General features: G+C 60.1%; 26 protein-coding genes and 3 pseudogenes. 19 read left to right on the forward strand and 10 right to left on the reverse strand.

The features are described 5' to 3' along the window. The first annotated feature begins 6 nt into the window (after positions 1-6). Both U862_RS0124525 and U862_RS31260 read left to right on the forward strand, forming a co-directional pair. The gene (locus U862_RS0124525) at positions 7-861 is read left to right on the forward strand and encodes a D-hexose-6-phosphate mutarotase (RefSeq protein WP_025112828.1); all 855 of its coding nucleotides are present in this window, start codon (positions 7-9) and stop codon (positions 859-861) included. 74 nt (positions 862-935) lie between these two features. Next, a pseudogene (locus tag U862_RS31260) lies at positions 936-1037 on the forward strand (D-hexose-6-phosphate mutarotase); the annotation flags it as partial. 137 nt (positions 1038-1174) lie between these two features. On the opposite strand, the gene U862_RS0124530 reads toward U862_RS31260, so the two are convergent. After that, a complete protein-coding gene (locus tag U862_RS0124530; protein ID WP_169842436.1) occupies positions 1175-2035 on the reverse strand; it encodes a MurR/RpiR family transcriptional regulator in 861 nt (286 codons plus the stop codon). 226 nt (positions 2036-2261) lie between these two features. Between U862_RS0124530 and zwf the strand changes: the two genes are divergently transcribed. The 4 genes from zwf to U862_RS0124550 all read left to right on the forward strand — a co-directional run bounded on the left by zwf (position 2262) and on the right by U862_RS0124550 (position 6023). Then, positions 2262-3728: a glucose-6-phosphate dehydrogenase gene (gene zwf, locus U862_RS0124535; RefSeq protein ID WP_025112829.1), complete on the forward strand. Its 1467-nt coding sequence runs from the start codon at positions 2262-2264 to the stop codon at positions 3726-3728. After that, complete coding sequence (gene pgl, locus U862_RS0124540) at positions 3715-4428, forward strand: 6-phosphogluconolactonase (protein WP_025112830.1); 714 nt, start codon at positions 3715-3717, stop codon at positions 4426-4428. The genes zwf and pgl overlap by 14 nt, the downstream gene beginning before the upstream one ends. A 17-nt stretch (positions 4429-4445) precedes the next feature. After that, positions 4446-5111 (forward strand): bifunctional 4-hydroxy-2-oxoglutarate aldolase/2-dehydro-3-deoxy-phosphogluconate aldolase, encoded by a 666-nt coding sequence (locus tag U862_RS0124545; RefSeq protein WP_016773539.1) that lies wholly within the window; start codon positions 4446-4448, stop codon positions 5109-5111. 186 nt (positions 5112-5297) lie between these two features. Continuing rightward, complete coding sequence (locus tag U862_RS0124550) at positions 5298-6023, forward strand: intradiol ring-cleavage dioxygenase (protein ID WP_025112831.1); 726 nt, start codon at positions 5298-5300, stop codon at positions 6021-6023. Between the two features lie 5 nt (positions 6024-6028). On the opposite strand, the gene U862_RS0124555 is transcribed toward U862_RS0124550, so the two are convergent. After that, positions 6029-7210, reverse strand: coding sequence for an aminotransferase class V-fold PLP-dependent enzyme (locus U862_RS0124555; RefSeq protein WP_025112832.1), 1182 nt, complete (start codon positions 7208-7210; stop codon positions 6029-6031). Positions 7211-7240: 30 nt separating this feature from the next. Beyond that, positions 7241-7477 (reverse strand): DUF3820 family protein, encoded by a 237-nt coding sequence (locus U862_RS0124560; protein ID WP_025112833.1) that lies wholly within the window; start codon positions 7475-7477, stop codon positions 7241-7243. A 206-nt stretch (positions 7478-7683) separates the two neighbouring features. Between U862_RS0124560 and U862_RS0124565 the strand changes: the two genes are divergently transcribed. Next, positions 7684-8151, forward strand: coding sequence for a PA2169 family four-helix-bundle protein (locus tag U862_RS0124565; RefSeq protein WP_025112834.1), 468 nt, complete (start codon positions 7684-7686; stop codon positions 8149-8151). A 120-nt stretch (positions 8152-8271) separates the two neighbouring features. Here U862_RS0124565 and U862_RS0124570 read toward each other — a convergent pair whose 3' ends face one another. Together U862_RS0124570 and U862_RS0124575 are read right to left on the reverse strand one after the other, a co-directional pair. Further along, the gene (locus tag U862_RS0124570; protein WP_003227420.1) at positions 8272-8742 is read right to left on the reverse strand and encodes a MaoC family dehydratase; all 471 of its coding nucleotides are present in this window, start codon (positions 8740-8742) and stop codon (positions 8272-8274) included. Between the two features lie 42 nt (positions 8743-8784). Continuing rightward, positions 8785-9729, reverse strand: coding sequence for an alpha/beta hydrolase (locus tag U862_RS0124575; protein WP_025112835.1), 945 nt, complete (start codon positions 9727-9729; stop codon positions 8785-8787). Between the two features lie 242 nt (positions 9730-9971). On the opposite strand from U862_RS0124575, the gene fadD2 reads away from it, so the two are divergent. Then, positions 9972-11660 carry a long-chain-fatty-acid--CoA ligase FadD2 gene (fadD2, locus tag U862_RS0124580; RefSeq protein WP_025112836.1) on the forward strand — a complete coding sequence of 563 codons (1689 nt, stop codon included), beginning with the start codon at positions 9972-9974 and terminating at the stop codon, positions 11658-11660. Positions 11661-12014: 354 nt separating this feature from the next. Further along, positions 12015-13712 (forward strand): long-chain-fatty-acid--CoA ligase FadD1, encoded by a 1698-nt coding sequence (gene fadD1, locus U862_RS0124585; RefSeq protein WP_025112837.1) that lies wholly within the window; start codon positions 12015-12017, stop codon positions 13710-13712. Between the two features lie 150 nt (positions 13713-13862). Here fadD1 and U862_RS0124590 read toward each other — a convergent pair whose 3' ends face one another. Continuing rightward, a complete protein-coding gene (locus tag U862_RS0124590; RefSeq protein ID WP_007951149.1) occupies positions 13863-14240 on the reverse strand; it encodes a hypothetical protein in 378 nt (125 codons plus the stop codon). A 196-nt stretch (positions 14241-14436) separates the two neighbouring features. Here U862_RS0124590 and U862_RS0124595 point away from each other — a divergent pair, with 196 nt between their 5' ends. From U862_RS0124595 to def, 3 genes are all read left to right on the forward strand, one after another. Next, complete coding sequence (locus tag U862_RS0124595) at positions 14437-14628, forward strand: CsbD family protein (RefSeq protein WP_025112838.1); 192 nt, start codon at positions 14437-14439, stop codon at positions 14626-14628. 163 nt (positions 14629-14791) lie between these two features. After that, positions 14792-15742 (forward strand): YihY/virulence factor BrkB family protein, encoded by a 951-nt coding sequence (locus U862_RS0124600; RefSeq protein ID WP_025112839.1) that lies wholly within the window; start codon positions 14792-14794, stop codon positions 15740-15742. A gap of 2 nt (positions 15743-15744) precedes the next feature. Next, positions 15745-16284 (forward strand): peptide deformylase, encoded by a 540-nt coding sequence (def, locus tag U862_RS0124605; RefSeq protein ID WP_025112840.1) that lies wholly within the window; start codon positions 15745-15747, stop codon positions 16282-16284. Positions 16285-16323: 39 nt separating this feature from the next. On the opposite strand, the gene U862_RS0124610 is transcribed toward def, so the two are convergent. Beyond that, entirely contained in the window at positions 16324-16734 is a 411-nt protein-coding gene (locus U862_RS0124610) for a GNAT family N-acetyltransferase (protein WP_025112841.1), read from the reverse strand. A gap of 324 nt (positions 16735-17058) precedes the next feature. On the opposite strand from U862_RS0124610, the gene U862_RS0124620 reads away from it, so the two are divergent. The 4 genes from U862_RS0124620 (at position 17059) to U862_RS0124635 (ending at position 20498) form a co-directional block, all read left to right on the forward strand. Then, positions 17059-18000 carry a fatty acid desaturase gene (locus tag U862_RS0124620; protein ID WP_025112842.1) on the forward strand — a complete coding sequence of 314 codons (942 nt, stop codon included), beginning with the start codon at positions 17059-17061 and terminating at the stop codon, positions 17998-18000. Positions 18001-18054: 54 nt separating this feature from the next. After that, entirely contained in the window at positions 18055-18846 is a 792-nt protein-coding gene (locus U862_RS0124625; RefSeq protein ID WP_025112843.1) for a phosphate/phosphite/phosphonate ABC transporter substrate-binding protein, read from the forward strand. Positions 18847-18960: 114 nt separating this feature from the next. Further along, positions 18961-19488, forward strand: coding sequence for a sigma-70 family RNA polymerase sigma factor (locus U862_RS0124630; RefSeq protein WP_025112844.1), 528 nt, complete (start codon positions 18961-18963; stop codon positions 19486-19488). Further along, complete coding sequence (locus U862_RS0124635) at positions 19485-20498, forward strand: ABC transporter substrate-binding protein (protein ID WP_025112845.1); 1014 nt, start codon at positions 19485-19487, stop codon at positions 20496-20498. Before U862_RS0124630 ends, U862_RS0124635 begins: the two co-directional genes overlap by 4 nt. A gap of 114 nt (positions 20499-20612) precedes the next feature. On the opposite strand, the gene gstA is transcribed toward U862_RS0124635, so the two are convergent. Then, a complete protein-coding gene (gstA, locus tag U862_RS0124640) occupies positions 20613-21206 on the reverse strand; it encodes a glutathione transferase GstA (protein ID WP_025112846.1) in 594 nt (197 codons plus the stop codon). Positions 21207-21305: 99 nt separating this feature from the next. Between gstA and U862_RS0124645 the strand changes: the two genes are divergently transcribed. The 3 genes and pseudogenes from U862_RS0124645 to U862_RS31540 form a co-directional block, all read left to right on the forward strand. Continuing rightward, on the forward strand, positions 21306-22196 hold the full coding sequence (locus tag U862_RS0124645) for a LysR family transcriptional regulator (RefSeq protein WP_025112847.1): 891 nt from the start codon (positions 21306-21308) through the stop codon (positions 22194-22196). A gap of 408 nt (positions 22197-22604) precedes the next feature. Beyond that, positions 22605-23381, forward strand: a pseudogene (locus U862_RS31535) (PAS domain-containing protein); the annotation flags it as partial. A 111-nt stretch (positions 23382-23492) separates the two neighbouring features. Next, a pseudogene (locus U862_RS31540) lies at positions 23493-23924 on the forward strand (methyl-accepting chemotaxis protein); the annotation flags it as partial. A gap of 126 nt (positions 23925-24050) precedes the next feature. Here U862_RS31540 and U862_RS0124660 read toward each other — a convergent pair. Then, the gene (locus U862_RS0124660; protein WP_025112849.1) at positions 24051-24611 is read right to left on the reverse strand and encodes a hypothetical protein; all 561 of its coding nucleotides are present in this window, start codon (positions 24609-24611) and stop codon (positions 24051-24053) included. Between the two features lie 156 nt (positions 24612-24767). Then, complete coding sequence (locus U862_RS0124665) at positions 24768-26192, reverse strand: MFS transporter (protein WP_025112850.1); 1425 nt, start codon at positions 26190-26192, stop codon at positions 24768-24770. Between the last annotated feature and the right edge of the window lie 91 nt (positions 26193-26283).

Genomic DNA, 26283 nt, shown 5'->3' on the forward strand with positions numbered 1-26283 from the left:
TGGCCAATGCATGAGCATCCGCTGCAACGCTTCTTCAAATCCCTGCGTGAACAACCGGTGTTCGCCTGGGAGCGCTATCAGATGCGCGATGTGCTGGTGATTGATCATCCGCTGTGCCAGGCGGTGTTCAGTCGTCAGGGCGCGCAATTGCTGCACTTTCAGCCACGCGGACAGAAACCGTGGTTGTGGTGTGCGGCGAAGTGGCCGCATGTCGGTGCCATTCGCGGTGGCGTGCCGGTGTGCTGGCCGTGGTATGGCCGTCATCCGAGCGAAAACGCCTGGCCGTCCCATGGCTGGGCGCGGCTGCTCGACTGGAAACTGATCGACAGCAGCAGTGCCGACGATGGCGTGCGCCTGCATTGGCAGTTGCAGTTGTGCGACTGGCAGGCAGACCTGCACGCCCACCTGGGCGAACGCATGGACTTGCGCCTGAGCACCGAGCATCAGGACGACATGCCGTGCCAGTTGAGCCAGGCTTTGCATGCTTACTGGCGTATTGGCGATGTCGGTGAGATAGCGCTGTCTGGGCTCGAAGGCGCGCAAGGATATGACCAGTTGAGCCGCCAGTCTTGCCAGCAGGAAGGCGAATTGCGCGTCGATGGCGGTTGTCAGCGGGTGTTCCAGCATGACGGCGAATTGCAGTTGAAAGATCACGCCTGGCAGCGCGAGCTGTGCATTGATACGGGCGACAGCGCCGACACGGTGGTCTGGCATCCGGGTTCGCGGCCGTTGCTGGGTGTGAGCTGGGATGAGGTGAGCGAGTTTGTCTGTGTCGAAGCGGCGGCGGGCGGGACGGACAGCCTGCATCTGGCGCCGGGAGAGAAGGCGCATTTGAGCTTGCAGGCGTGGGCGGCGGCCTAGATTTGCGGTGAGTCGGCTGACGCCTTCGCGAGCAAGCCCGCTCCCACAGGTGACTGAAATACAGTCGAGTGTGGGAGTTTGTCTGTGTCGAGGCGGCGGCGGGCGGGACGGACAGCCTGCATCTGGCGCCGAGAGAGAAGGCGCATTTGAGCTTGCAGGCGTGGGCGGCGGCCTAGATTTGCGGTGAGTCGGCTGACCCCTTCGCGAGCAAGCCCGCTCCCACAGGTGACTGCATTCCATCTGGAGAAATACAGTCGAGTGTGGGAGCGGGCTTGCTCGCGAAGAGGCCGGATCAATCAGCCGAGATTCTGGATCAGTTGAACTCGTCACCCACCGGATACCGGCTGGCATTCAAACTCTCTTTGATCTTGCGCAGATGCGGCTGGAAATCCACGCCACGACGCAAGGTCATCCCGGTCGCCAGCACATCAAGCACGGTCAACTGAATGATCCGTGACGTCATCGGCATATAAATGTCGGTGTCTTCCGGCAGCGGAATATTCAGGCTCAAGGTACTCGCCTTGGCCAGTGGCGAATTCTCCGCCGTCAGACCCAGCACCGAAGCCCCGTTCTCCCGAGCAATGCGCGCCACTTCCACCAGTTCACGCGTACGCCCGGTGTAGGAAATGATCACGAACAGTTCGCCGGTGTGCGCCACCGACGCAATCATTCGCTGCATCAGCACATCGGCATGCGCGGTGACCGCCAGATTGAAACGGAAGAATTTGTGCTGCGCATCCAGCGCCACCGGCGCCGAAGCGCCGAGGCCGAAGAAGTGGATCTGCCGGGCCTGAATCAACAGGTCGACGGCGCGGCTGATCAGGTTCGGGTCCAGCGCCTGGCAAGCGCTGTCCAGCGAGGCGATGGCGCTGCCGAAAATCTTCTGCGTGTACGCCTCGGGATTGTCATCGGCCTCGACCGCACGGCTGACATACGCCGCGCCACTGGCCAGGCTCTGCGCCAGTTGCAGCTTGAGTTCAGGGTAGCCGCTGACACCGAACGAACGGCAGAAACGGTTGACCGTCGGCTCGCTCACCGACGCCGCCTGGGCGAGGGCGGCGATGCTGAAGCGGGTGGCCTGCTGCGGGTTGAGCAGGATCACCTCGGCGACTTTGCGTTCGGCCTTGTTCAGCTCTTCAAGGCGACTCTGGATCTGTTCCAGTAAATTTCGCACGCGGTCCATATGGAATTCCTAATTCACCTGCGCAAAGGTGCGCCGGGCTATGCAAATTGGGCCTTTGATGTGGCCCGTGACGGTGGCCTATCCTACTGATGGCTCCGACCGACCACCACTCGGAATCTGTATTTTGCGAAAATGTTGTGGTTATTACTACATTTTCCCTTGAGTGATGCCTTGAAAAAAGGTATTTGTAGCTTAACTTGATAAAAGAACAAACATCATGCCTTCGATTACGGTTGAACCGTGCACCTTTGCCTTGTTCGGCGCTCTCGGCGATCTGGCCCTGCGCAAGCTGTTTCCTGCCCTTTATCACCTTGATGGCGCCGACCTGCTGCATGAGGACACGCGCATCATCGCGCTGGCCCGTGAAGACGGCACCGAGCAGCAGCACCTGGCGTTCATCGCCGCCGAATTGCGCCGTTACGTCGGCAAAGAGCTGGACGAGGCCGTGGCCGAGCGCTTTCTGGCGCGCCTGAGCTACCTGCACGTCGACTTCCTCAAGGCTGAAGATTACGTGGCGCTGGCCGAACTGGCAGGCAGCGCCCAACGCATGATTGCCTACTTCGCCACCCCGGCGGCGGTGTACGGCGCGATCTGCGAGAACCTGGCGAAAGTCGGTCTGGCAGAAAACACACGCGTGGTGCTGGAAAAGCCGATCGGCTCCGATCTGGAATCTTCGCGCAAAGTGAACGACGCCGTGGCGCAGTTCTTCCCGGAGAACCGCACCTACCGCATTGACCACTACCTGGGCAAAGAGACCGTCCAGAACCTGATCGCCCTGCGTTTCGCCAACAGTCTGTTCGAAACCCAGTGGAACCAGAATTACATCTCCCACGTGGAAATCACCGTGGCCGAGAAGGTCGGCATCGAAGGCCGTTGGGGCTATTTCGACAAGGCCGGCCAACTGCGCGACATGATCCAGAACCACCTGCTGCAGCTGCTGTGCCTGATCGCCATGGACCCGCCGGCCGACCTGTCCGCCGACAGTATCCGTGACGAGAAGGTGAAAGTGCTCAAGGCCCTGGCGCCGATCAGCCCGGAAGGCCTGACCACGCAAGTGGTTCGCGGTCAGTACATTGCCGGTCACAGCGAAGGCAAGTCCGTCCCGGGCTACCTGGAAGAACCGAACTCCAACACCCAGAGCGACACCGAAACCTTTGTTGCCCTGCGTGCCGATATCCGCAACTGGCGCTGGGCCGGCGTGCCGTTTTACTTGCGTACCGGCAAGCGCATGCCGCAGAAACTGTCGCAGATTGTCATCCACTTCAAGGAACCGTCGCACTACATCTTCGCGCCGGAACAACGCCTGCAGATCAGCAACAAATTGATCATCCGTCTGCAACCGGACGAAGGCATTTCCTTGCGCGTGATGACCAAGGAACAGGGCCTGGACAAGGGCATGCAACTGCGCAGCGGTCCGCTGCAACTGAATTTCTCCGACACCTGGCGCAGTGCGCGGATCCCCGACGCCTACGAGCGGTTGTTGCTGGAAGTGATGAACGGCAATCAGAACCTGTTTGTCCGTAAAGATGAAATCGAAGCCGCGTGGAAGTGGTGTGACCAGTTGATCGCCGGGTGGAAAAAATCCGGTGACGCGCCCAAGCCGTATGCGGCCGGGTCGTGGGGGCCGATGAGCTCGATTGCACTGATCACGCGGGACGGGAGGTCGTGGTATGGCGATATCTGATGTGAAACTGCCTGCGGGCGTGCACGCCCACCAGTTCAAGAACCCGGCGCTGTTGGCCGAAGGTCTGGCGCTGAACGTGGCCAAGCAACTGAATGAAGCCATCGGCGCTCGCGGCAACGCGGTGCTGGTGGTGTCCGGCGGTCGCAGCCCGGTAGCGTTTTTCCAGCACCTGGCCAAGCAGGAGCTGGACTGGTCGAAGGTCGTCGTGACCCTCGCCGACGAGCGCTGGGTGCCGGTCGAGCACGCCGACAGCAACGCCGGTCTGCTCAAGCAGTATCTGCTCAAGGGGCCGGCCGCCAAAGCGCAGTTCCTCAGCCTTTACAGCGCGGCGGCCAACGTCGAGCAGGCTGCTGAACAAGCCGACCGCTTGCTCGCCGAACTGCCGCCGATCGATGTGCTGGTGCTGGGCATGGGCGATGACGGGCATACCGCGTCGCTGTTCCCGGACAGCCCGAACCTGACTGAAGCGCTACAGGCGGACGGTACCCGTCGCTGCTGGCCGATGCTGGCGCCAAGTGTGCCGCGTCAGCGCTTGACCATGAGCCGCGCGCTGCTGGCTTCGGCGAAGCACAGGATTCTGTCGATTTCCGGTCAATCGAAACTGACCACCCTGAATGCCGCACTGGCATCTGACGACGTCGCGGCCATGCCGGTTCGCGCGTTTCTGCAACCTACGTTAGAGATTTACTGGTGCCCATGAGCCAAGGAACAGCCGCTATGACAACCCCATCCCCGACCGTTTCCATGGCGGACAAAGTTGCCCTGATCGACAGCCTCTGCGCCAAGGCGCGGATCCTGCCGGTGATCACCATCGCCCGTGAACAGGACGTGCTGCCGTTGGCCGACGCCCTGGCGGCCGGTGGCCTGACGGCGCTGGAAGTGACCCTGCGTTCGCAGTTCGGTCTCAAGGCGATCCAGATCCTGCGCGAGCAGCGTCCGGAACTGATGACCGGCGCCGGCACCGTGCTCGATCGCAACATGCTCGCGGCTGCCGAAGCGGCGGGTTCGCAATTCATCGTCACCCCCGGCATCACCCGTGACCTGCTCGAAGCCAGCGTCGACAGCCCGATCCCGCTGTTGCCCGGCATCAGCAACGCCTCCGGCATCATGGAAGGCTATGGCCTGGGTTATCGCCGCTTCAAGCTGTTTCCGGCTGAAGTCAGCGGCGGTGTGGCGGCAATCAAGGCGCTTGGCGGCCCGTTCGGCGAAGTGAAATTCTGCCCGACTGGCGGCGTCGGCCCGGCCAACATCAAGAGCTATATGGCGCTGAAAAACGTCATGTGCGTGGGCGGTAGCTGGATGCTTGATCCTGAATGGATCAAGAACGGCGACTGGGCGCGCATTCAGGAATGCACCGCCGAGGCCCTGGCGCTGCTGGACTGATGCTGCTGGATTGAAAGTTTTACCTGACACTTCGTTGTGTGTTCTACGGCTTTACGGTGCGCTTGGTCGGTGCACCGTTTTTTTTGCCCGGAAAAAGTCATGAGACATGGCGCGATACATAGTTACCGCACCGAGAGCCTCGTGCGTCGTTAATCTGCGTTCATCTTATGGAAGAGAGAACGTGTCATGGAACGAGATACTTCAGCCTCATCGCCACAACCGATCTATCAGTTGGCCCCCGAGCAAATCGCCGGGCCGTACTTCCGCAATCCCAAGCTGCTGCGCCGCGACATCAGCGAAGGCGCCGAAGGGTTGCCATTGCTGCTGCGCCTGAGCATCGTCGACGCCATGACCGGCGAGCCGGTGAGTGGGGCGCTGGTCGATATCTGGCACTGCAACGCGCGGGGTGCCTACTCGGGGTGGAGTCGGATCAATCCGGATCTGGAAGTCGGCACCGATGCCATCGGTTCGATCCCGCGCACCGACGATGACACCTACCTGCGCGGCAGCCAGTTCTGCGATCACTTGGGACGGGCACGGTTCACCACGATCTATCCGGGGTTCTACGCTGGTCGCGCACTGCACATTCACGTCGCGGTGCGCATCGTGGCCGGCAGTGAATATCTCGAGGAGCGCAACGTCGCCTGGGTCGGGCAGCTGTATTTCCCTGAAGTGGTTTCCCGCTCGGTGCTCAATGCCCGGGATTATCGCGGGCGGGCTTCGGCCCCCTTGAACAATGCCGAAGACAGCTATTACGCGAACGGTGGGGGCGAAGCCTCGACCCTGATCGTGTGGCCGATCGGCCGTGACTCTCACGAGGACGGATTTTTCGGACACTTGACCATCGGCATCGACACCTTTGCCGCCTCATCGCAGATCAAACCCGAAGACTTCGACAAGTACACCGTGTGAGCGGATCAGCGTAGCTCGTTAAGGGCGCGGGTCAGCGTCTGCATGTCGGCAGCGGTGGTGGTCAGCCCTGGTGTAATGCGGATGCTCGGCCCGCTCGCCGCACCGTTGCGCACCACGGTGAACAGGTTGTACTCGTTGAGCAGTCGCTCGACCATCGCCTGTTGGTCGGCGTGGCGGGTGAAGCGCATCGAGGTGATGCCGCAATACAGGCGGTGATCGTCCGGGGTCATGACTTCGATCCCCGGCAGGTGCCGCACCGCGCTGACCCACAGGTTGCGCAGGTAATTGAGTCGCGCGCCTTTGGCCGCCGCGCCGCCGAGCGAGCGGTGTTCCTCGAACACCAGTGGCAGGGTCATCAGCGCCGGAATGTTCGGCGTGCTGTACGGGGTACGGGCGCGGATATCGCTGGCCGGAAAGTGCATTTCGCCCATGTCCGGATCGATGTCGGCAAGGCGTTGTGGGGCGATGTACAGAAAACCCAGGGTCAGCGGCGCGCCAATCCACTTGTGCAGGTTGAACCCGGCAAACGAGATGCCCAGTGCTTCGAGGTTGAACTCGATCTGGCCGAGGGCGTGGGCGCCGTCGAGGATGATGTCCACCCCGTGTTGTTTCGCCAGCGCGGCGATCGCCTGTACCGGCATCACCAGTCCGGTACGGTGGGTGACATGGGTCAGCGCCATCAGCTTGAGTTTCGGATAACGGATGAAGGTTTCGCGGTACGTGTCCAGCAGGCTGTCGAAACTGGCCGGGTGGGTGTGGCTGATTTCGATCACGTCCACGCCGCGATGCCGTGCCAGCCAGCGCATGGCCCCTTTGACCGTGTCGTATTCGAGGTCGCAGATCAGCACCTGGTCGCCGGGTTGCAGGCGGTTGTAATTGCGGATCAGCGACTGCAGCGCATCACTGGCGTTGCGGGTGAAGGCCACGCTCTGCGCTCGCACGCCGATCATCTCCGCCAGTTGCGCACGGATGTCGAGGCTGTCGTGCTGTTCGAAACGCTGGCGCACATACACCGAGTTGCTGGTGTTGATCTGCTCGATATTGCGCTGGTAGTCCTCGATCACCGTGCGCGACATGCGTCCGAAATAACCGTTCTCCAGGTTCAGCGGGCCGGTTTGCGCTTCATAGCGGTCGGCGAAGGTCTGCCAGAACGCTTCGTCACGGGCACGGCGGGTGTTGTCAGGCATGATCGGCTCGGTTCCAGGGAGGAGGGCGCTTCAGTGGCGCGGGGCAGGTTTGCCATGTTTGGCGCGTAGTGGTTCGAGCAGGTCAGACAAACCGTTATGGTCGATTTCGTGCATCAGCGCCAGTAGCCCGCCGAGTTCGCCGTGCGGGAAGCCTTCGCGGGCAAACCAGTTCAGATACGGCCCCGGCAGGTCGGCAATGATCCGGCCCTTGTACTTGCCGAAGGGCATTTCACGGGTGATCAGCAGTTCAAGCTTTTCAGGATTCATCAGCGACAATCATCGGGTTTCAAAACAGTCTGGAAAATACAGGCATTCTGCATGCAGGCCAAATGACAGTTCATGCAAATAACCGTGATACAGATGGTTCATTTATTTTTAACTGATTGATAAATAAAGGAAAAAATCAATTTTAAAAACTGGCACGCACACTGCAATAACCCTTGCATCTTCCACCGATCGCAAGGAATTGAAAAATGACCGACATGAATAAAGAAGCCATCTCCGTACTCAACGACCTGATCGAAACCAGCAAGGACGGTCAGGAAGGGTTCAAGACTTGCGCTGAAGACATCAAGCATCCGGAACTCAAGGCGCTGTTCGCCAAGCGCTCAGCTGATTGCGCTACAGCTGCGGCTGAACTGCAGGCCACCGTGCGTTCGATGGGCGGTGATCCGGAAACCTCTACCAGCGTCAGCGGCGACCTGCACCGTCGTTGGGTCGACGTCAAAGCGATGTTCACCGGCAAAGACGAGGAGGCCGTACTCAACGAAGCCGAGCGCGGTGAAGACCACGCCCTGAAGGCTTATCGTGAAGCCATCGAAAAAATCAACAAGCACAACCTGGTCGGTATTCGTGATCTGGTCGAGCGCCAATACCATGGTGTGCAACGCAATCACGATCAGGTCAAAGCCCTGCGTAATCAGGCTCGCGCCCGTTCGTAAGCTTCACTGAAAAACCTGTGGGAGCGGGCTTGCTCGCGAATGCGGTGTGTCATGCAACGAGGTTGTTGCTGACTCGGCCCTTTCGCGAGCAGGCTCGCTCCCACTTTTTTGCGTAACTGCTTAACCGATGCTGATCGCCGGCAGAGTCGGCAGCGTCACGGTCTGTTGCTTGCGCGGCGCGAGAATCTCAGCCTCGCCATCCACTACCAGCTCATCACGCTGGTTGAACACGCGCGTGGCGATGCGCACGCGAAACTTCGGCAGCTTCTCGAGAATTTCCAGGCGCACGGTCAGGGTGTCGCCGATCTTTACCGGCTTCTGAAAGCTCATTTGCTGACCGATGTAGATGGTGCCCGGCCCAGGCAGCTCGCACGCAACGGCAGCGCTGATCAGTGCGCCGCTGAACATGCCGTGAGCGATGCGTTCCTTGAACATGCTGGCGGCCGCGAACTCGGCGTCCAGGTGCACCGGGTTGTGGTCGCCCGACATCGCGGCGAACAGCTGAATGTCGCGCTCTTCGACGGTTTTGCTGTAGCTGGCGGTCTGCCCGACTTCGAGGGCTTCGTAAGGGATGTTGGTAACCTGGGTCATCGGTCTTGATTCCTGTGACGGATTAAAGTGAATCCACAAAAATTATTCGCTGCGGTGAGGCCGACGATGGCTCAGCGACTGGTCGATCCAGGTCAGCACATCGGCAATCACTTCGTCGCGATTGGTTTCATTGAACAATTCGTGCCGCGCCTGCGGGTAGATCTTCAGTTGCAGGTTCTGGCTGCCGGCTGTGCGCAACGCACCGGCCAGATCTGTCAGACGCTTGCCTTCGCTCACCGGATCACATTCACCGCCGATCACCAGCAGCGGCAGGCCCGGGTCGATCTGGGCGAGATTGGACGCTTTGCTGATTTGCTGCAAGCCACCGAGCAGATCGATCCACAATTGATTGGTGCAGCGAAAGCCGCACAACGGGTCATTGGCGTACAGGTCGACCTCGACCGGGTCGCGGCTCAGCCAGTCGAACGGCGTGCGCGCCGGTTTGAATTTTTTGTTGAACGAGCCGAACGATAACCACTCGATCAACGCACTGCGCCCTTTGGCGCCCTGACGCAGTTTCTCGAGACGGGCGATCTGTCGCGCCGCGCCATAGAGCGCCACCGGCTGAAAGTTCGAGCCACTGAGAATCGCCCCGTGCAGGCTGGCGCTGTGGTGCAGCAGATAGCCCTGGGCGAGGTAGCTGCCCATACTGTGCCCGAGCAGGATGATCGGCACGTCGGGATGTTGCTGGCCGATGTGCTGATTGAGGCTGGCCAGATCGCCGATCACCTTGCACCAGCCATCGTCATCGGCGAAATGCCCGAGTGTTCCGTGGTTGGCGGTCTTGCCATGGCCGCGCAGGTCCGGAGCGTAGACACCGTAACCTTGTGCGCAAAACGCCTCTGCCAGCCGCTCGTAGCGTGCGCTGTGTTCGGCCATGCCGTGGGCCAGCAGGATCACCGCCTTCAATGGCGCGGCCGGCAGCCACTGGTTGACGAACAGGCGGCTGCGGTCACTCGCGTCCAGCCAGAAGGCGTGGTGGATCATGGCAATTCCTTTTTATCGAGCGGTAACGGCCCGCAGTCGTTGCATTGTATAGCGCGTCCGATCAGCCCACGCCACGGCAGGAAGATTCATACGATCAATGTCGCCATCGCCCATATTTGCCTCAATGGCCATAACTGCTAGTGTCCGTGAAGCTCCGCTTTGTGCTTTTTGCTTTTAAGGAACAAGAGCAAAACGACAGAAAAGCGGCTCCCGGATCGATTCAGGTAAAGAGGACAAGAACAATGCAACCTGATTTCTGGAATGATAAACGCCCCGCTGGCGTACCGCTGGACATCGACATGGGCGAGTTCAAGTCGGTGATCGAGGTGTTTGAGCGTTCCTGCAAGAAGTTCGCGGACCGTCCGGCGTTCAGCAACATGGGCGTGACCCTGACTTACGCTGAGCTCGAACGCCAGAGCGCCGCCTTCGCCGGTTATCTGCAAGCGCATACCGATCTGGTACCGGGCGATCGCATTGCGGTGCAGATGCCCAATGTCCTGCAATATCCGATTGCCGTGTTCGGTGCCTTGCGCGCCGGGCTGATCGTGGTCAACACCAACCCGCTGTACACCGCGCGTGAGATGCGCCACCAGTTCAAGGACTCCGGTGCCCGGGCGCTGGTGTACCTGAACATGTTCGGGCAGAAGGTCCAGGAAGTGCTGCCCGACACGGACATCCAATACCTGATCGAAGCGAAGATGGGCGACCTGATGCCCGCCGCCAAGGGCTGGCTGATCAACACCGTGGTCAGCAAAGTGAAGAAAATGGTTCCGGACTATTCGCTGCCGCAGGCGATCTCGTTCAAGAGTGCACTGCGCCTGGGTCGTGGTCTGGGCATCAAGCCGCTGAAAGTCGGCCTCGACGACATCGCCGTGTTGCAATACACCGGCGGCACCACCGGCCTGGCCAAAGGCGCGATGCTGACCCACGGCAATCTCGTGGCGAACATGCAGCAGGTGCGTGCGTGTCTCGCGCAGTTGGGGCCTGACGGCCAGCCATTATTGCGCGAAGGACAGGAAGTGATGGTGGCGCCGCTACCGCTGTATCACATCTATGCCTTCACCGCGAACTGCATGTGCATGATGGTTTCCGGCAACCACAACGTGCTCATCACCAACCCGCGGGACATCGCAGGCTTCATCAAGGAACTGAAGAACTGGCGCTTCTCGGCGCTGCTGGGGCTCAACACACTGTTCGTTGCGCTGATGGATCACCCGGACTTCAAGACCCTGGATTTTTCCAGCCTCAAGCTGACCAACTCCGGCGGTACTGCGTTGGTCAAGGCCACCGCCGAGCGCTGGGAGCAGATCACCGGTTGCCGCATCACCGAAGGTTACGGCCTGACCGAAACCTCGCCGGTGGCCTGCACCAACCCGTATGGCGACAAGTCGCGTCTGGGCACGGTCGGTCTGCCGGTGCCGGGCACGCTGCTGAAAGTCATCGATGACGAAGGTGTCGAGCAGCCGATGGGCGAGCGCGGCGAACTGTGCATCAAAGGCCCGCAGATCATGAAAGGCTACTGGCACAAACCCGAAGCCACCGCCGAAGTGCTGGACGCCGAGGGCTGGTTCAAGTCCGGTGACATTGCGGTGATCGACCCGGACGGTTTCGTGCGCATCGTCGACCGCAAGAAGGACATGATCATCGTCTCCGGTTTCAACGTGTACCCCAACGAGATCGAAGACGTGGTGATGGCCCACCCGAAAGTCGCCAACTGCGCGGTGATCGGTGTGCCGGACGAGCGATCAGGGGAGGCGGTGAAGCTGTTTGTGGTGGCGCGGGAAGCCGGGATCAGCCTCGAAGAACTCAAGGCCTACTGCAAAGAGAATTTCACCGCTTACAAGGTGCCGAAACACATCGTGCTGCGCGAGTCGTTGCCGATGACGCCCGTCGGGAAGATTCTGCGGCGGGAGTTGCGCGATATCGCGTAGCCCTTGATGGCTGCGCTTCGCGCATTCGCGAGCAGACTCGCTCCCACAGGGATAGATGTAGTCCCTGTGGGAGCGAGCCTGCTCGCGAATTTTTGTTTGATGACCCCGAAAACCGGGGCTTTCAGGGGTTTATAGGATTTTTGCTCTAAAATGACTGTTAGAAAGTCTTGAGTCATCAAAGTGACCATGGAGGCCGCTTTTGGCTCTAGTCGGCCCTCGGCAAAGCTGCTACTCTCGGCGCGCTTTGTGACTTCTCGGCCTATCTAAAAGCCAGATTCACCAATACAAAACACACACCAATAATAATCGCATCAAATGCGGTGAAGAATTCGCGTTGCTGAGGAGTGGGCTTCCATGATCGAAGACTTTTGGAAGGATAAATACCCGGCTGGAATTGCTGCCGACATCAATCCAGACGAGTACCCGAATATTCAGGCAGTGTTGAAGCAATCTTGCCAACGCTTCGCCAACAAACCGGCTTTCAGCAACCTGGGCAAGACAATCACCTACGGTGAACTGTACGAATTGTCCGGTGCATTTGCCGCGTATCTGCAACAGCATACCGACTTGCAGCCCGGTGATCGAATCGCCGTGCAACTGCCCAACGTTCTGCAATACCCGGTCGCCGTCTTCGGTGCGATCCGCGCCGGGCTGATCGTGGTCAACACCAACCCGCTGTACACCGCGCGGGAAATGGAACACCAATTCAACGACTCCGGCGCCAAAGCCCTTGTCTGCCTGGCAAACATGGCGCACCTGGCGGAAACCGTGGTGCCGAAAACCGGCGTCAAGCACGTCATCGTCACCGAAGTCGCCGACCTGCTGCCGCCGGTCAAACGCCTGTTGATCAACAGCGTGATCAAGTACGTGAAAAAGATGGTGCCGGCCTACCACCTGCCCAAGGCCGTCAAGTTCAACGACGTGCTGAGCAAGGGCCAGGGCCAGCCTGTGGCTGAAGCCAACCCGCACAGCAGTGATGTCGCAGTGCTGCAATACACCGGTGGCACCACCGGCGTGGCCAAGGGCGCGATGCTGACGCACCGCAACCTCGTCGCCAACATGCTGCAGTGCAAAGCGCTGATGGGCTCGAACCTCAACGAAGGCTGCGAGATCCTGATCACGCCGCTGCCGCTGTACCACATCTATGCGTTCACTTTTCACTGCATGGCGATGATGCTGATCGGCAACCACAACATCCTGATCAGCAACCCGCGCGACCTGCCGGCGATGGTCAAGGAACTGTCGAAGTGGAAGTTCAGCGGCTTTGTCGGCTTGAACACGCTGTTCGTGGCGCTGTGCAACAACGAAGGCTTCCGCAAGCTGGATTTCTCCAACCTGAAAGTCACCCTGTCCGGCGGCATGGCCCTGCAACTGGCCGCAGCCGAGCGTTGGAAAGCGGTGACCGGTTGCTCGATCTGCGAAGGTTACGGCATGACCGAAACCAGCCCGGTGGCCACGGTCAATCCGATCCAGAACATCCAGATCGGCACCATCGGCATTCCGGTGCCGTCGACCCTGTGCAAAGTCATCGACGATGCCGGTGTCGAGCAGCCGATGGGCGAAATCGGTGAACTGTGCGTCAAAGGCCCGCAAGTGATGAAGGGCTACTGGCAGCGTCAGGAAGCCACCGACGAGATCCTCGACAGCGAAGGCTGGCTGAAGACCGGTGACATCGCGCTGATCCAGCCCGATGGCTACATGCGCATTGTCGATCGCAAGAAAGACATGATTCTGGTCTCCGGTTTCAACGTCTATCCAAACGAACTGGAAGACGTGCTGGCGACGCTGCCGGGCGTTTTGCAGTGCGCTGCCATCGGCGTGCCGGACGAGAAGTCGGGCGAGGCGATCAAGATTTTCATCGTCGCCAAGCCGGGCGTGACCCTGACCAAGGAAACCGTGATGGAGCACATGCGCGCGAACGTCACCGGCTACAAGGTCCCGCGTTCGGTGGAGTTCCGCGATGCGCTGCCGACCACCAACGTCGGCAAGATCCTGCGCCGCGAATTGCGTGACGAAGAGCTGAAGAAGATCAAGGCGAAGTCCGCCGCCTGAATAAAAAGCCCCGCAGATGCGGGGCTTTTTGTTGGGGCAGGCGGTAGATTTGTAGTGACGGTGAGGCCGGCTTCGCGAGCAGGCTCGCTCCCACATGTCAGTTGGAATACCGTCAAATATGGGAGCGAGCGTGCTCGCGAAGCTTTGCTGTTACTGGCGGAACGGCGCGAAATTCACGTTGGTCCCCGCCGGACGCATGTCCTGCAGATACGAATCCTTGTCTGCACTCAGTTCCAGGCTCAATGCCGCCTTGCGCTTGCCTTCATTACGAATCACCAGACCTTCGAGTTTTTCCCGCAGGAACACTGTTGGCACTTTCAGGTGCAGTAGTTCGTCGGTGGCCGGGGTGTGCATCAACAGGTGAATCCACTCGTACTGACCGATCGCCAGGCGCGACACCGGCAGGTCGAACCACCAGATGTTGCGGTTGCGGTTCAGTTCGGCGAAGTGGCAGTTGTTGGTGCCGAGCACAGCACCGCCCAGTTCCTGATTGCGACGGGCAATGGCCTGCTTTTTATCGAGTTTCATAACATTCCTGCGGGATCTGATCGTTGGCGCACGGCGCCCATAGGTGCGCATTCTCGGGGCTTGCGGGGCAAACATAAAGCCCAACCTGTGTTGCACGACGAAATGAAGGGCAAAAATAAATGAAACTCGCGGCAAACCCGCCCGGTCAATCATTACGTACTGACTTTTCCCCTTCAATGCACCAAGGAGAAACACCATGAGTAGCACTGGCGATAAAGTAAAAGGCATGGCCAACGAAGCGGTCGGCAACATCAAGCAAGGTGTTGGTAAAGCCACTGACAACACCAAGCTGCAGGCCGAAGGCAAGGTTCAAGAGAAAAAAGGCGAAGCCCAGCAAGCCGTCGGCAAAGCCAAAGATGCAGTGAAGAAAACCATCGACAAGGCGTAATCCAGCCTTGAACGAAACACAGGAACGGCCATCCAAGGATGGCCGTTTTTGTGTCAAAACCCCACGGTCATCCACGAAGGTCGCCAAGTAGGCTACCGTGATGTAAAAAACGGCCCCTGAGTCGCCACGACTTCAACCTGTTTTGCGGCGAAAGGAGACGCGAATGATTTTTCCAGACATGAAAGGTCTGCCCTTGCACCGGGTGATGGTGCGCACGGTGACTGAATTCATCGACGACGAGATGTCGACCTACGCCTCGGCACTGGCCTACCAGATGCTGTTCTCGCTGTTCCCGTTCATTCTGTTCCTGATTGCCCTGATCGGTTTCCTGCACCTGCCGGACTTCTTCACCTGGCTGCGTCTGCAATCGGAACTGGTGCTGCCGCCGCAGGCGCTCGAACAGGTCAACCCGGTGATCGATCAGTTGCAGCAGTCCAAGGGTGGCTTGCTCTCGGTCGGTATTGTCATCGCCCTGTACACCGCCTCTGCAGGCGTACGCCTGATGATGAGCGCGATGAACGCGGCCTATGACGTGGTCGAAGGCCGGCCGATCTGGAAGCGCTTTCCGCTGTCGATTTTCTACACCGTCGGCATCGCCGGCATGCTGCTGGCCGCCGCTGCGCTGATGGTGCTCGGGCCGCAGGTGATGGGCTGGATTGCCGCGCAGGTTGGTCTGGAAGAAGTCATTGTCACGGTGTGGACGATTGCGCGCTGGCCGGTGATCGTGATTCTGATGATGGTCGCCGTGGCCCTGATCTACTACGTGATGCCCGACGTCAAACAGGAATTCCGCTTCATCACCCCAGGCTCGGTGCTGGCTGTGGTGGTGTGGATCGTCGCCTCGCTGGGCTTTGCGTTCTATGTCAAAACCTTCGCCAACTACAATGCAATGTATGGCAGCATCGGGGCGATCATCGTGCTGTTGCTGTATTTCTATATTTCCGCCGCCGTGCTGCTGCTTGGGGCCGAGATGAATGCGGTGATCGAACACATGTCCAGCGAGGGCAAGGATGAGGGCGAGAAAGTCCCCGGCGAACTCGATGAACACCCCAAACAACATGTCTCGGGCCTGGGACGCGACCACTCGCTCAAGCCGGACACTGACGAAGCCTGATCATGATTCGTGAAATCCTCAAAATGGGCGACGAACGCCTGCTGCGCATCGCCCCGCCGTTGCCGGCCGAGATGTTCGACAGCCCGCAGCTGTGGCAACTGATCGATGACATGTTCCAGACCATGGAAAGCGTCGGCGGCGTTGGGCTGGCTGCGCCGCAGATCGGCGTCGATCTGCAACTGGTGATCTTCGGTTTCGAGCACAGCGAACGCTATCCCGAGGCTGAAGCAGTGCCGCAGACAATCCTGATCAATCCGCTGATCACGCCGTTGAGTCCGCTGACAGAAGAGGGCTTCGAAGGCTGCCTGTCGGTGCCCGGTCTGCGGGGTGCGGTGGATCGTTATCAGCAGATTCGCTACGAAGGCTTCGATCCCAAGGGCGAGCCGATCGTGCGCGTGGCGTCTGGCTTTCATGCGCGGGTGGTGCAGCATGAGTGCGATCATCTGATCGGCCGCTTGTACCCGTCGCGCATTACCGACTTCAGCAAGTTCGGTTTTACCGAAGTGATGTTCCCGGATCTCGATCCCGCTGCGGACGACTGATTCTGAGAACCTTCATTCCAATGCCCCACATTTTGATCTTTATGGCTCCAGCCCCATTGCAATCATCGGCTTGCTCCGTGCATACCGGCTCAACCGTTCCGCCATCGCCTGGGGCAGGGCAGGGTCGAAGCTGAAGCCGCGGCGTTCATAAAACCCGCGCAAGTCCGGATGGCAGAACAGCCACACCGGCTCTGTCACACCCTGCACGGCCGCCGCGATCAACTCGGCGGCAATCCCCTGCTCACGACACGCGGGATCGACAAACAACCCCGTCAACCAGCGTCCACCCGCCACCGGGCGCAAGCACAGCGCGGCAACGATCTCTTCGCGGCGTGCCACCCACAATTGCGCATCGCGTACCGCCTTCATCGACGATTGGTGGCTGCGGTAAAACTTGTTCATCAACGGCCACAAAGGCTCGTCGAGCAGGACGTACTGGGTATCGGACATGGGATCGGACTGTCGGCGGGCAAAGCGCCGATTATAAAAGAACGGGCGACGCAGGATAGGTGTATACCTGAGCCTACATCCCTGTGAGTGGAGTACGCATCATGTCCAAAGGTATGGATTCAAAGAAAGCCGCGAAGAAGAAACCGGCCAAGACCGCCATTGAAAAGCGTGCGGAGAAGAAGGCCAAGAAAGTCGATATTTTCGGTCATTGATCATGTCCCTCGGGGGCCCGGTTCTCGGGCTCCCGCTCAAGCGCAAAAATAATCTGCAAGATTCAGCGGCCTCGTTGCACAGAAGGGGAAGATTCCCGTTCCGAGCCACGCCATGTCCCATTACTTCGACGCCGATCACCGGCAACAGATCGAAACCCTGCGCCAACGCTTCACCGCCCGCACCGAATGGCCTACCTGGTTGCTGCTGATCGGCGTGTACGCCGGTTGGTTCGCCATCCTGCTCAACAGCCAGTGGCTCGGTCGAAGCGTGAGTACATTGCTGCTGATTCCGCTGCTGGTCCTGTGGCTGTCGGTGCAGCACGAGTTGCTGCACGGTCATCCGACGCGCTGGACAGGGCTCAACAAGCTACTCGGCTACGCACCCTTTGCCGTGTGGTATCCGTACACCTTGTACCGTGACAGCCATCTGTTGCATCACCGCGATGAAGACCTGACCGTGCCCGGTGTCGACCCGGAAAGCCGTTACCTGACAGCGGCGCGCTGGCAGGGCAGTTCGCTGTTCGAGCGCAGCTTGCACTGGTTGAACAAGACCGTGCTCGGGCGCTTTTTGCTCGGTGCGCCGCTGGCGTTACTGACGCTGGCCGGTGAAGAGCTGCAACGCCTGAAGAACCGCGAACGCCAGGCCTGGCTGATGTGGTTGACCCACGGCGCGTTCACCTTGTTGATGCTGTGGTTCATCGCCCGCTACAGCGTGTTGCCGGTCTGGCATTACTTGCTGCTGATCAGTGTGCCGGCGCTGTCGATTGCGCTGATCCGCTCCTACTATGAACACCGCCCGCACGCGCAACCGGAGCAGCGCACCGTGCTCAACGAGGCCGGTTGGCCGTGGCGCTGGCTGTTTCTGAATCTGAATTTTCATTTGGTGCATCATGACCTGCCGAGGCTGGCGTGGTACGACCTGCCCCAGGCTTACCGGATGCGCCGCGAGCAATGGGTGGCGCGCAGTGGCGGGTTTCTGGTGCAGGGGTATGGGCAGTTGTGGCGGCAGAACGGGTTCAGGCCGATCGACAGTCCGCAGCATCCCTTCCACTGATCCGAAGAACACCACCGCCCCCCACAGGGTTATTGATTTGCAGGGACACTGTGTATGCCCCAACACCTCGCCGAACTGCTGATGTACACCGCCCCCGAGCCCATTCGTGCGGCCAGCGAACGCTGGATCACCCGCATCCTCGAGCACCTCGGCCATGCCCGCCTGAATGCAGAAGGCCTGTCGCTCCCCGATACCTGGTTGTCACCCAACCTGTTGCTGACGCAAACCTGCGGCTATCCGCTGATGACTTTGCTGCGCAATCGGGTGCGCATCGTCGGGCGTCCACGTTACGAACTGCCGGACGCCAGTGCCGGCAATCACTGCAGCCTGATCCTCAGCCGTGCTGACGATGCACGCAGCACCCTGGTGGATTTTCACGGCAGTCGCGGGGTGATCAACAGTGACGACTCCAACAGCGGCATGAACCTGTTGCGCCAGCGTCTGGCGCCGTTGCACCGCGATGGGCAGTTCTTCGCCACTGTCGGCATCAGTGGGGCGCACCGCGAGAGCCTGAGCTGGGTGCGCGAGGATCGCGGCGATCTGGCGGCCATCGACAGCGTGACCTATGCGTACCTTGCGCAATATGCGCCGGATGAGGTCAGCGGTTTGCGGATCGTGGCGCGCAGTGCATTGAGCCCGACCCTGCCGTTCATTACCGCTGCCACCGCCACGGATGAGCAGATCGAACAGCTGCTCCGGGTGATGAATCAGTCGCTGGATGAGCTGCCCGACGTTGCGCGCACGCTTGGACTGCCCCACGTATTACCAGCCAGCGAAAGCGATTATGAAGTCCTGCTCGGTTATCAACGCGAGGCCCAGGCACAGGGGTATGGCTTACTTCGCTAATTTCTTTATGGAATATAAAGATTCTTTTTAAGTATTTTTAACGAATAAGGCGCCTTGCTACGATCGCGCCACCGGATCACCGGACATTCAGCGACCCCTTGCCAAGGAGCCCCTATGTCCGGCGCCGATCCATTACATCGCCACACCGTTGACGGCCTGTTCCGCGCCCACTACCACTGGCTGCGCAACTATCTGAGCCGCCAACTGCAAGACCCGGCGAGTGCCGAAGACCTGACGTGCGAAACCTTCGTGCAACTGCTCGAAGCGCCCGCGCTGACCGCCATCCGCGAACCCCGCGCCTTGCTCACCACCATCGCCCAACGCCTGCTCTATCAGCATTGGCGGCGTGCCGATCTGGCGCGGCGCCATGCGCAGCACGTCGAGGCCGAGTGTGCCGCTTCGCCGGAAGAACTCACGCAACAGCGACAAACCCTGAGCCGCCTCGACCGCAGCCTGCAGCGCCTGCCCGGCAAGGTCCGTTCGACCTTTCTGCTGGCGCGCGTCGATGGCCTGACCTACCCGCAAATCGCCGCCGAACTGGGCATCTCGCAACGTTCGGTCAGCGTGTACATGAACCGCTCCCAAGCCCTGTGCGACCGCCACAGCGCCAATCAAATCCTGACAGACAAGAGGTCCGCATGAGATTGATCAAAACCTTGCTCGGCAGCTCGCTGCTGGCGCTGAGCCTGAGCGTCGGCGCCGTTGCCGCCACGGAGAAAACCGCGCCGATCCACTTCGGTGACATCACTTGGGAGAGCGGCAGCTTCATCACCGAAGTGCTGCGGCTGATCGTCGAAAAAGGCTACGGCTACCCGACCGACACGCTGCCGGGCAGCACCGTCAGCCTGGAAGCGGCGCTGGCGAAAAACGACATTCAAGTGATCGGCGAGGAATGGGCCGGGCGCAGTCCGGCGTGGGTCAAGGCGGCAGCTGAAGGCAAGGTGTTCGGCCTGGGCGACACGGTCAAGGGTGCGACCGAGGGGTGGTGGGTGCCGGAATACGTGATCAAGGGTGACCCCGAGCGCGGGATCAAACCGTTGGCGCCGGAGCTGAAGTCGGTGGCCGACCTGCCGCGCTACAAGGAGGTGTTCCGCGATCCGGAAGACCCGAGCCGTGGGCGTTTCCTCAATAGCCCGACCGGCTGGACTTCGGAGATCGTCAACAGCCAGAAGCTCAAGGCCTATGCGCTGACCGACAGCTTCGTCAACTTCCGCACCGGCTCAGGTGCGGCGCTGGATGCCGAGGTGGCGTCGTCGATCAAACGGGGCAAACCGGTGCTGTTCTACTATTGGTCGCCGACGCCGTTGCTGGGTCGCTTCAAACTGGTGAAGCTCGATGAGCCGCCGTTCGATGCCGAAGCCTGGAAGACCCTGGCCGATGCCAATAACCCGAATCCCAAGGGCACCCGTTCGATGCCGGCGAGCCTGGCGATTGGCGTATCGGCGCCGTTCAAGGCGCAGTACCCGGAGCTGGTGACGTTCTTTGAAAAGGTCGATTTGCCGATTGATCTGCTGAACCGGACGCTGGCCGTAATGAGCGAGAAACGCCAGCCACCGCGTCAGGTCGCCGAAGCGTTTTTGCGCGATCAGCCGCAAGTGTGGAAGGGGTGGGTGCCGGGGGAGGTGGCGAGCAAGGTGAGTGGGAGTCTGTAAGGGCTTTTGTGTTGAATGACCGATAGCATTCGCGAGCAAGCCCGCTCCCACACTGGATTTGTGGTGTGCTCAAACCCCTGTGGGAGCGGGCTTGCTCGCGAATGATCCAAAGGCCTACGCCGCTTCCGCCGCCAACGCCGCCATCACGGTCGGCCGTCGCTCAATCCGTGCCTGAAACCGCGCCAGCGCCGGCCACTGCTCCAGCTCAATCCCGAACAACCCGGCCCAGCGCAGCACCACAAACAGCAGCGCATCGGCCACGCTGAAGCCGCCCGGCAGCAAATAATCCTGCTGCTCCAGCACCGCGACCAATACCGCAAAACGCTTGAACAACTTCTCCTTGATCACCTCGGCCGGCATGCGCTCGTCGAACAGGGCGCCAAGTCCGCCATGGATCTCGCTCGAGACGAAGTTCAGCCACTCCTGCAAGCGCACCCGCTCGAAACTGCCCGGCACCGGGGCCAGCCCCGATTGCGGTTGCAGATCCGCCAGATACTGCAGGATTGCCGGGCCTTCGGTCAGCATCGCGCCGTTGTCCAGTTGCAGGGCCGCAACATAACCCTTGGGATTGATCGTGAGGAAGTCTTCGCCACTGGCAGTGCGCTTGCTGCGGTTGTCGACACGGATCAACACGAAGGGCAGTTTCAGTTCACGCAACACAATGTGCGGCGCCAGCGAACAGGCTTGCGGGGCGTAATACAGCTTCATCGGCAGCTCTCTGGTGAGGATTTGGCGCCAGTGTCATAGTGCAGCGTTCGCTCGGTAAAATTAATCTTTCAGAAAGCAGCCATAAGGACAGCTACTGGCATGATGAACCTGATGCATTGGCGGCTGGTAGTCGCCGTGGCCGATCACGGCAACATCACTCGCGCTGCCGAACGGGTCGGCATGACGCAGTCCGGCGCCAGCCAGGCCCTGGCGTTGATGGAAGAAACCCTGGGTGTGCAACTGTTCAGCCGCGAAAGCCGCCAGACCCTGCCCACCGCCATCGGCCTGCCGGTGATCGAACAAGCGCGGCTGATGCTCGGTGCGCTGGAGACCATTCGCCAGACCGTCGACAGCGTGCGCCCGATGCTGCGCGGGACAATTCGTCTGGCGAGTTTTCCCATGGTCCTGGCGAGTTTTCTGCCGCCGCTGCTACGCCAGTTCAATCGCCTGTACCCGGGCATCGAAGTGGTAGCGCTGGAGGTCAGCGACGACGAGGTCGAAACCCTGTTGGCGGCCGGTCTGGTAGATGTCGGCGTGGTGCTCAACCCAACACCTGAGCGCAATGCCGGGCCGTTGGGGCGCGATGCCTGGGTCGCGGTGGTGCCGGCGGGGCACCCGCTCGCACTGCGAGGAACCGGGCAGGGCGTGAGCTTGCAAGAGTTGGCGGCGTTGCCGTTTGTGCTGGCCACCGGCGGTTGCTCGACCAATGCCCGCAGCCTCGCCGCCAGTGCCGGGTTGCAGTTGCAGGATGTGCGGGTCGAGGTGCGCGAATGGAACAGCGCTTTCACCCTGGTGCGGGAAAACCTCGGCGTGAGCCTGGTGCCGGAAATGACCTTGCCGGCTGACAGACAAGGGCTGCGAGTCATTGCTCTGACGCCACCCATCGAACGGGTGTTTTCGTTGGTGCTGCCAGCGGGACAGACGCCCTCACCGGCGGTGCAGGCCTTGATGGACCTGCTGGCGGATACGGCTCGCGCAACCGCGCGCTGAACCGATTCTTGTGCAAAAAGTGCCAGATACTGGCCGACTAGTGGCCTTGCGCAAGGCTTTGCGCTGGCTATGCTGAGCTGTAACTAACTATGTCGACCGTCATCTGTTAGCCGTGATTTCAACGCTGCCAGAGTGCGCAATCAAAGGCACCGGACACTGAACCAACAAGGAGCCTGTTTTACATGGAAGTTCTTCTGCACGTTAGGGCTGGCCCGCTCGCGGGCTATCAAGAGAAGGATGTCTTGATTAGAGCGTCGCTGCATGGACTCTCCGATTAAACGTCATTTATCACCTGACAACTTCCTCCTGTGGAGGAATGCGTGTGCCTGTTCTGTGGAACGTAGTGGTGGATTCTGAAAGACCCGAACTTTCATCAAATCAAAAGACCGCGCGGAAGGTGATACAACCATGTTCAACCTACATCACAAGGCTGACCTGCAGGAAATCGAGCGTTTCAGCTGCGCCTTGACCGAAGCCAACGCCAGGCTCGAAGCGATCAGCCGCTCGATGGCGATGATCGAATTCACGCCCGAAGGCATTGTTCTGGATGCCAACGAAAACTTCTGCAAGACCATGGGCTACAGCGCCGAGGAAGTACGTGGCAAACATCACCGGGTGTTTTGTGAGGAAGCGTTTTACCGCAGCGAGGAATACGCCAGGTTGTGGCGTGACCTGGCGCGGGGTGAACCGATCAGCGGGACGTTTCTGCGCTTGAACAAATCCGGCAAGGAGATCTGGCTCGAAGCCAGCTACATGCCGGTGTATGGCCCGGATAAACAAGTCAAAAGTGTGATCAAAGTGGCGGCGGACATCACTGCACGGATCAACAAAGAGCACGAAGAAGAAAGCATGCTGGCGGCGATCAGTCGTTCGATGGCGGTGATCGAGTTCACCCCGGATGGCAACGTGATTACCGCCAACGACAACTTTCTCAAAACGATGCAGTACTCGCTCAACGAAATCGTCGGCCATCACCACAGCATGTTTTGCCACCGTTCCGAAGCCGAATCTGCGCAATACAAGGCGTTCTGGGCATCGCTCAATCGCGGCGAATATCACTCGCACCGTTTCGAACGCAAGAACAAGTCCGGGCAGATGGTCTACCTCGAAGCCTCGTACAACCCGCTGTTCGACACCAAGGGCCGCTTGTACAAAGTGGTCAAGTTCGCCAGCGACATCACCAGCCAGATGACCACGTTGCAAAACGCCGCGGAATCGGCCCACAGCACCTCGGTACAGAACGACGCCTGCGCGCAAAAAGGCTCACAGGTGGTGCAGCAAACCGTGCAGATCATTCAGGACATTTCCCGCGACCTCAATGAAGCGGCGCTGAGCATCGATGCGGTGAGCAAGCAGTCAGACATCATTGGCACCATCGTCCAGACCATTCGCGGGATTGCCGACCAGACCAACCTGCTGGCACTCAACGCCGCCATCGAAGCGGCCAGGGCCGGTGAGCATGGGCGCGGGTTTGCCGTGGTCGCGGATGAGGTGCGCAGCCTTGCGGCACGCACCAGCCAGGCGACGCTGGAGATTGTCGAAGTGGTGCGCAAAAACCATGACCTGTCGCTGAGCGCGGTGTCGAGCATGCAATCGAGCCTGAGCCGCACCGGGTTGGGTGTGGAACTGGCGAATGAGGCGGGGGAGGTGATCCTGGAGATTCAGCAGGGATCACGGCACGTGGTGGATGCGATCGGGCAGTTCAATGCGACGCTGCAGCTGAACTAGCTGCAACGCATAAATGTGGGAGCGGGCTTGCTCGCGAATGCGGTGTATCAGTGACATTTGTACCGATTGACACACCGCATTCGCGAGCAAGCCCGCTCCCACATTGGTTGCTGCGCAATCTTCAGATCAAAGCGCGGCGAGAAATTTGTCCGCCAGCTTGTCACTGTCCTTGACGTCATTGACGTTCGCTTTGTCCGACTGCGCCAGCTGCATCTTGTCCTGCAAGCGCTGGGCGATCTCTTTGCCGACGGCCAGTTGTTTCTCCGGCGGCATGGCCTGGATGTCTTCCTCGGTAATGCCCATGTCCTTGAGGATGCTGTCGCGCAGACGCTGTTCCGGCGACTTGCTCATGTAGTCCTTGAACGCGTCGGTAGCCGAGGTGCCGGTGGTGCTGCCGGCAGCCGTGGCGTCGGTGGTTTGCAAACCAACACGGGTCTTGGCGAATGCCTCATCGACGTTGTCGCTGATGCGCGCGGCGGCGGCGACCTGTTGGGTGGCGATCTGCGTGGCCGAATCCTGCACCTTGGACGTTGCATCGGTGGCTTGTGACTGGGCCTGATTCTGCATCGATTGCAGCATGGCGCCGTGCAGGCCGCTTTGCAGGCCGGCAGCGGCGGTCGTGGTCGCATCTTCCGCCAGTCGCTTGGGCAGGTGGATGAGTTGCTGCTGTTTTGCACTGACCAACATCATGATGAGGACCTATGAATAATTGCTGACGGGCGTATCAGAGCAATTACCGTGCCTTTCATGAATATCCTTTTGTTTCAATGGGTTGGATGTTTTACGCGTTAGGTGCAGCGGTCATCCCTTGCCGTCGGGCGGCAGAGGATGACCGCGCGGCCGTCAGCGATGGGCAATGTTTTCCAGTGCCAGGTTGCGCGTGCGCGGGCCAAAGTAGCCGATGGTCAGCATCACGATCAGCATGCTGCTGACGATGAACGCCAGCACCCCGGGCGTGCCAAAGTGGTCGAGGAACATCCCGATCAGCAGGCTGCTGAATACCGTCGACAAGCGGCTGAACGAATAGCAGAACCCCACCGCCCGCGCACGGATGTTGGTCGGGAACAATTCGCTCTGGTACGAGTGGTAACTGAAGCTCAGCCAGGCGTTGCAGAAGGTGATCATCACGCCGCAGAAGATCAGGCCGAAGGCACTGGTCTGCAACGCAAACAAAGTGCCGAAGGTCATGGCACCGAGAGCCGAGCCGACGATCTGCCACTTGTTCTCGAAACGATTGGCGAACTTCACGAACAGCAATGGCCCGAGCGGGTAGGCGAGGGTGATGATGAACGCGTACATCAGGCTGTGGGTGACGCTGACACCTTGCCCCGAGAGCAACGCCGGCAGCCAGTTGCCGAAGCCGAAGAAACCGATGGCCTGGAACACGTGAAAGACGATCAGCATCAATGCCCGACGCCGATACGGTGGCTGCCAGATATCAGCGAAACGGCCTTTGCCCTCAACGTCGACGGGTACTGCTTCGGGGGCGTCCAGCGGTTGGCGGTGATCTTTCTCGCAGCGTGCTTCGATGTCGTCGAGAATGCGTTTTGCTTCATCGAACCGGCCATGTTGCGCCAGCCAGCGCGGTGACTCCGGCAGACGCTTGCGCAGCCACCAGATGAACAGCGCAAACACCGCGCTCGCCAGCACCACCCAACGCCAGCCCGAGACGCCGAACGGCGCCTGCGGCACCAGCCACCACGACATCAACGCCACCGCCGGCACTGACAGAAACTGCACAAAAAAGGCAAAGGCAAACGCCGAGCTGCGCATGCGTTTGGGGACCAGTTCCGAGAGGTAGGCGTCGATGGTCACCAGCTCGATACCGAGGCCGATGCCCACCAGAAACCGCATGCAGATGATCCCCGGCGCCGAGCTTTGAATGCCCATCAGCACTGTGGCGACCGTGTACCAGACCAGCGCAAAGGTGAAGATCGCGCGCCGGCCGAAACGATCGGCCAGCGGGCTGAGCAGGCTGGCGCCAAGGAACAGGCCAAGGAAGGTCGCCGAGGCAAACGCCGCCTGATCGGAAAAACCGAACACGCCCTGATTGCCGGTGGCGAAGATCCCGTCACGGATCAGCCCGGGACTGATGTAGGCGGTCTGGAACAGGTCATAGAGTTCGAAGAAACCGCCAATCGACAACAGCGCCACCAGCCGCCAGATCGTGGCGACGGCAGGGAGGCGGTCGATGCGGGCGGAAATCTCGGCGGCGCGTATCGGGTCGATGCCGTCGCGTTGCGCGGCGGCGGGGGCGTGAGCAGTCATGGGGCTGATCCATTTTTTATTGATGGAAAAGCTTAGCCTGCTACCGGAGTTCACGGATTGTGAATATCGGCGGTTTGCCGCGAAGAACCGC

The organism is Pseudomonas sp. H1h (assembly GCF_000633255.1).
Lineage (GTDB): Bacteria > Pseudomonadota > Gammaproteobacteria > Pseudomonadales > Pseudomonadaceae > Aquipseudomonas.